The sequence below is a fragment of the Micromonospora sp. NPDC004336 genome (assembly GCF_053602615.1).
On sequence record NZ_JBSGDY010000285.1, the window covers coordinates 1 to 4,711 of the forward strand.

The window sequence follows — 4,711 nt, forward strand, 5'->3', positions numbered from 1 at the left end:
AAGGCGCTGCGGCTGCCGGTCGTCGCCCGGTTGCCGCACGACCCGCGTACCGCCGACGTGCTCAGCCTGGGCGGCACCGTGCGGGCCGGTCGGCGCCCGGCGACGCCGCCGGCGCGGCGGCGGGACCAGGCCGGCCAGGTCGCCGCCGGTGTCGTTGAGCCGCACCAGGAACGGCCGCAGCGGGGTGTAGCGGATCGCCGTCACCGACGCGGGGTCGGCCACGATCCGCTGGAACAGGTCCAGGTGTACGCCGAGCGCGTCGGCCACGATGGCCTTGATCACATCGCCGTGGCTGCACGCCAGCCAGACCGCCTCCGGGCCGTGCTCGGCGGTGACCCGGGCGTCCCAGGAGCGCACCGCGGCGACCGCCCGCGCCGCCATCGCCGCCATCGCCTCCCCCTCGGGGAAGACCGCGGCGCTGGGGTGCTGCTGGACCACGGGCCAGAGCGGGTCCTTCGCCAGCTTCTTCAGCGGCTGCCCCTCCCAGGTGCCGTAGCCGCACTCGATCAGGCCCTCCTCGACGACCGGCTCGGCCCCGGGCAGCGCCAGCTCCAGGGTCTGCCGGCAGCGGATCAGCGGGCTGGTCACCACCGCCGCCAGCGGGACCGCACGCAGCCGCTCGCCCACCGCGGCGGCCTGGGACCGGCCGGTGTCGTCCAGCTCCACCGGTTGGCGGCCGGCCAGCCCGCCGTCCGCGTTCGCGGTCGTGCGGCCGTGTCGCAGAAGCAGAAGGGTCGCCACGGTGACCACCCTATGGCCCCCGGTCGACGGGCACCGGCACGCCCGCCCGTGACCGGCCGGGGCGGGGACGGTCACGCCGGCCGGGGTGGCAAACGCTGTTGCCGGGCTGGCAAGCTTGCGGCATGGACGACGATCTCGACGAGGCGCTCGGCGCGGTGGGGCCCCGGCTGCGCGCGCTGCGCCGGCAGCGCGCGACGACGCTGGCCGAGCTGTCCGCCACCACGGGCATCTCGGTGAGCACCCTGTCCCGCCTGGAGTCGGGCGCCCGGCGGCCGACCCTCGAACTGCTGCTCCCCCTGGCCAGGGCCCACGGCGTCACCCTCGACGAACTCGTCGGCGCCCCGCCGACCGGCGACCCGCGCATTCACCTGCGCCCCGTGACGCGCCACGGCATGACCATGCTGCCGCTGACCCGCCGGGCCGGCGGCATCCAGGCGTACAAGCTCGTGGTCCCCGCCGGCAGCCACCGTCGGGTGCCCGACCCGCAGACCCACGAGGGCTACGAGTGGCTCTACGTCCTCAACGGGCGGCTCCGGCTCGTGCTCGGGGCGCAGGACCTGGTGCTCTCCCCCGGCGAGGCGGCCGAGTTCGACACCCGCGTGCCGCACTGGTTCGGCGCCGCCGACCCCGAGCCGGTCGAGTTCCTCAGCCTGTTCGGCACGCAGGGCGAGCGCGCCCACCTGCGCGCCCGTCCCCGGGCGACCCCACCGCCGCCCGGGCCGCCCGATCCGGGCTGAACCGTGGCGGGGCCCGCCGGGCACGCACACCGCGCCCGGCCCCGCCCGCCCGGACCGCGAAACGGGACCGGCCCCCGTCGCCCGAGGCGAACGGGGGCCGGCACGGGCCACGACGAGATCAGGTGGCGCTGATGGTCCCCGTCATCAGCAGGGCCAGCACCAGGGTGCCCAGCGCGACCCGGTACAGCACGAAGACGTACAGGGTGTGGTGGGCGACGTAGCGCAGCAGCCAGGCGATCGCCGCGTAGCCGACGCCGAAGGCGATGATCGTGGCGACGACCATCTGCGCGACGCTCGGCACCGAGGTGCCGGGGGCCGCCGGCTCGAAGACGTCGCCGACGCTGAAGACGCCCGACATCACCACCGCCGGGATGGCCAGCAGGAACGAGTACCGCGCCGCCGCCTCCCGGGTCAGGTTGAGCAGCAGGCCCGCGGTGAGCGTGCCCCCGGAGCGGGACACGCCGGGAATCAGCGCCATCGCCTGGGCGAAACCCATCACCACGCCGTCGCGCATCCGGAAGTTCTCCAGGGTGCGGGTCTGCCGCCCCCAGTACTCGGCGAACGCGAGCACGAACGCGAAGACGATCAGCGTGGTGGCCACCACCCACAGGTTCCGGCCGGCGGTGCGGATCTGGTCCTTGAACAGGAAGCCGAGCAGCCCGATCGGGATCGAGCCGACGATGACGTACCAGCCCATCCGGTAGTCGAGGCTGGAGCGCACCGACTTGTCCCGGATGCCGACCAGCCACGTCCGGGTGATCCGCCAGATGTCCTTGGCGAAGTAGATCAGCACCGCCGCCTCGGTGCCCAGCTGGGTGACCGCCGTGAACGACGCGCCGGCGTCGCGGTCGAAGAAGACCGCCGAGGTGATCCGCAGATGCCCCGACGAGCTGACCGGAAGGAACTCGGTCAGTCCCTGGACGACGCCCAGGACGATGGCCTCGACCCAGGTCACTCCCCGACTCCCGAGAGGTCCAGCGCCTCGGCGACGGTGCGCAGGGTCTGCACGCCGCTTTCCCGGTCGCCCACGAACAGGGTCACGGAGAGGGTGGTGACGCCGGCGGCCGCGTACTCCCGCATCCGCTCGGCGATGCGCTCCTTCGGGCCCAGCAGCGAGGTGCGGTCGATGAACTCCAGCGGCACCGCGGCGGCGGCGTCGCGCTGCCGCTTCGCCAGGTAGAGGTCCTGCACCTCGCGGGCGGCGTCGCCGTAGCCCATCCGCGTGGCGAGCTGGTTGTAGAAGTTCTGCTGGCGGCTGCCCATGCCGCCGACGTAGAGGGCCGCGTACCAGCGCACCAGCTCGGCGCAGGTGGCGACGTCGTCGCCGACCACCACGGGCACCGACGGGACCACGTCGAAGCCGGCCAGCTCCTTGCCGGCCTTCGCCCGCCCGGCGCGCACCGACGCGAGCTGCTCCTCGGCGAACTCGGGGGCGTAGAAGATCGCCAGCCAGCCGTCGGCGATCTCCCCGGCCAGCTCCAGGTTCTTCGGGCCCACGGCCGCCAGGTAGATCGGGATGTGCTCGCGCGGCGGGTGGAAGCCCAGCTTCAGCGCCTTGCCCGGCCCGTCGGGCAGCGGCAGCGTGTAGAACTCGCCGTCGTACGCGACGCTCTTGCGCGCCACGGCCAGCTTCACGATGTCGACGAACTCGCGGGTCCGCGCCAGCGGCTTGCCGAACCGGACGCCGTGCCAGCCCTCGGAGACCTGCGGACCGGACACCCCCAGTCCGAGCCGGAACCGGCCGCCGGAGAGCGCGTCGATGGTCGCCGCGGTCATCGCGGTCATCGCCGGGGTGCGGGCGGGGATCTGCATCACCGCGCTGCCCAGGTCGATCCGCTCCGTCTGCCCCGCCATCCAGGCGAGCATGCTCGGCGAGTCGGAGCCGTAGGCCTCCGCCGCCCACACCACCGAGTAGCCGAGCCGATCCGCCTCCTGGGCGAACGCCAGGTGATCGGCAGGCGTGCTCCACGCCGTCTGGTATCCGAGGCTGAGCCCGAGTCGCACTAGGTCCTCCCCCATCCGCACCACAGGTCGCATCAGGTTACGCAATGCCCCTGGACGGCCCGATCACCGGCTCACCGCGCCGGCGGGAGACCTGGGCGGTCGGAAACACGACGCGCCCGGCAGACTTGACGGGAGCGAGGATGTCCGCGCGGCCCTGTTCCAAATAAGGTTCACCCATGCAACAGCGACCGCTCGGCCGAAGCGGGCTGGCGGTTTCCCGGCTCGCGCTCGGCACCATGTCGTGGGGCCGGGACACCGACGCCGACGACGCGGCCGCCCAGCTGAAGAGTTTCCTCGACGCGGGCGGCAACCTGATCGACACCGCCGACGTCTACGGCGACGGCGACGCCGAGTCGGTGATCGGGTCGCTGCTGGGCACCCTGGTGCCGCGCGACGAGCTGCTGATCGCCACCAAGGCGGGCCTGCGGCCGGGCAGCGGCCGGCGCCGCGACGGCTCCCGGGGGCACCTGCTGCGGACGCTGGACGCCTCGCTACGCCGCCTCAACACCGACCACGTCGACCTGTTCCAGGTGCACGGCTACGACCCCGACACCCCGCTGGAGGAGACCCTCGCGGCGCTCGACCACGCGGTCGCCAGCGGCCGGGTCCGCTACGTCGGGGTGTCGAACTTCGCCGGCTGGCAGACCGCCCGCGCCGCCGCCTGGCAGGCCGCCTGGCCGGGCCGCGCCCCGGTGGTGGCCGCGCAGGTCGAATACTCGCTGTTGGAACGGGGCGTCGAGCGGGAGGTGCTGCCCGCGTGCGAGGGCCTCGGGCTGGGCGTGCTGCCCTGGTCGCCGCTGGGCCGCGGGGTGCTCACCGGCAAGTACCGGCACGGCCGGCCGGCCGACTCGCGGGCGGCCTCGCCCCACTTCGAGCGGTTCGTCGCCACCTACCTGGAGCCGCGCTGCTCCAGCATCGTGGAGGCGGTCGCCACCGCGGCCGGCGGGCTGGGGGTCTCGCCGCTGGAGGTGGCGCTGGCCTGGATCCGCGACCGGCCCGGGGTGGTGGCGCCGATCCTCGGCGCGCGGACGGTGGGGCAGTTGCTCGGCGCGCTCCAGGTCGAGCGCATGACCCTGCCGGAGGAGATCATCACCGCGCTGGACGACGTGTCGGCCGTCCCGGTCGGCTACCCGGAGCGCGACGGCTGACCCGTCGCCCCGCCCGTCGCGCGGCGCCCGCGTTCGCCGCCGTCGCGTGACGGCGAGCGTCCGCGCGGTCCGGCGAGCGCC

Annotated in this window: 5 protein-coding genes; 2 read left to right on the forward strand and 3 right to left on the reverse strand. The window is 74.4% G+C overall.

Translation table 11 applies throughout. The features are described 5' to 3' along the window. On the reverse strand, positions 1–750 hold a 750-nt coding region (locus ACWENR_RS29705), incomplete at its 3' end, for an MSMEG_4193 family putative phosphomutase (RefSeq protein ID WP_452280260.1). Between the two features lie 113 nt (positions 751–863). On the opposite strand from ACWENR_RS29705, the gene ACWENR_RS29710 reads away from it, so the two are divergent. Next, positions 864–1,478, forward strand: coding sequence for a helix-turn-helix domain-containing protein (locus tag ACWENR_RS29710; RefSeq protein WP_452280261.1), 615 nt, complete (start codon positions 864–866; stop codon positions 1,476–1,478). A 118-nt stretch (positions 1,479–1,596) separates the two neighbouring features. Here the strand turns inward: ACWENR_RS29710 and ACWENR_RS29715 are convergent, their stop codons facing one another. Further along, positions 1,597–2,433 (reverse strand): undecaprenyl-diphosphate phosphatase, encoded by an 837-nt coding sequence (locus ACWENR_RS29715; protein ID WP_452280262.1) that lies wholly within the window; start codon positions 2,431–2,433, stop codon positions 1,597–1,599. Beyond that, positions 2,430–3,482 carry an LLM class F420-dependent oxidoreductase gene (locus tag ACWENR_RS29720; RefSeq protein ID WP_452280264.1) on the reverse strand — a complete coding sequence of 351 codons (1,053 nt, stop codon included), beginning with the start codon at positions 3,480–3,482 and terminating at the stop codon, positions 2,430–2,432. The genes ACWENR_RS29715 and ACWENR_RS29720 overlap by 4 nt, the downstream gene beginning before the upstream one ends. 176 nt (positions 3,483–3,658) lie before the next feature. On the opposite strand from ACWENR_RS29720, the gene ACWENR_RS29725 reads away from it, so the two are divergent. Beyond that, a complete protein-coding gene (locus ACWENR_RS29725; RefSeq protein WP_452280263.1) occupies positions 3,659–4,630 on the forward strand; it encodes an aldo/keto reductase in 972 nt (323 codons plus the stop codon). Positions 4,631–4,711 lie beyond the last annotated feature (81 nt).

Excerpts from the sequence above, each read along its gene's own strand:
- ACWENR_RS29710 (WP_452280261.1), top strand. The coding sequence starts at position 864 with ATGGACGACGATCTCGACGAGGCGCTCGGCGCGGTGGGGCCCCGGCTG.
- ACWENR_RS29725 (WP_452280263.1), top strand. The coding sequence starts at position 3,659 with ATGCAACAGCGACCGCTCGGCCGAAGCGGGCTGGCGGTTTCCCGGCTC.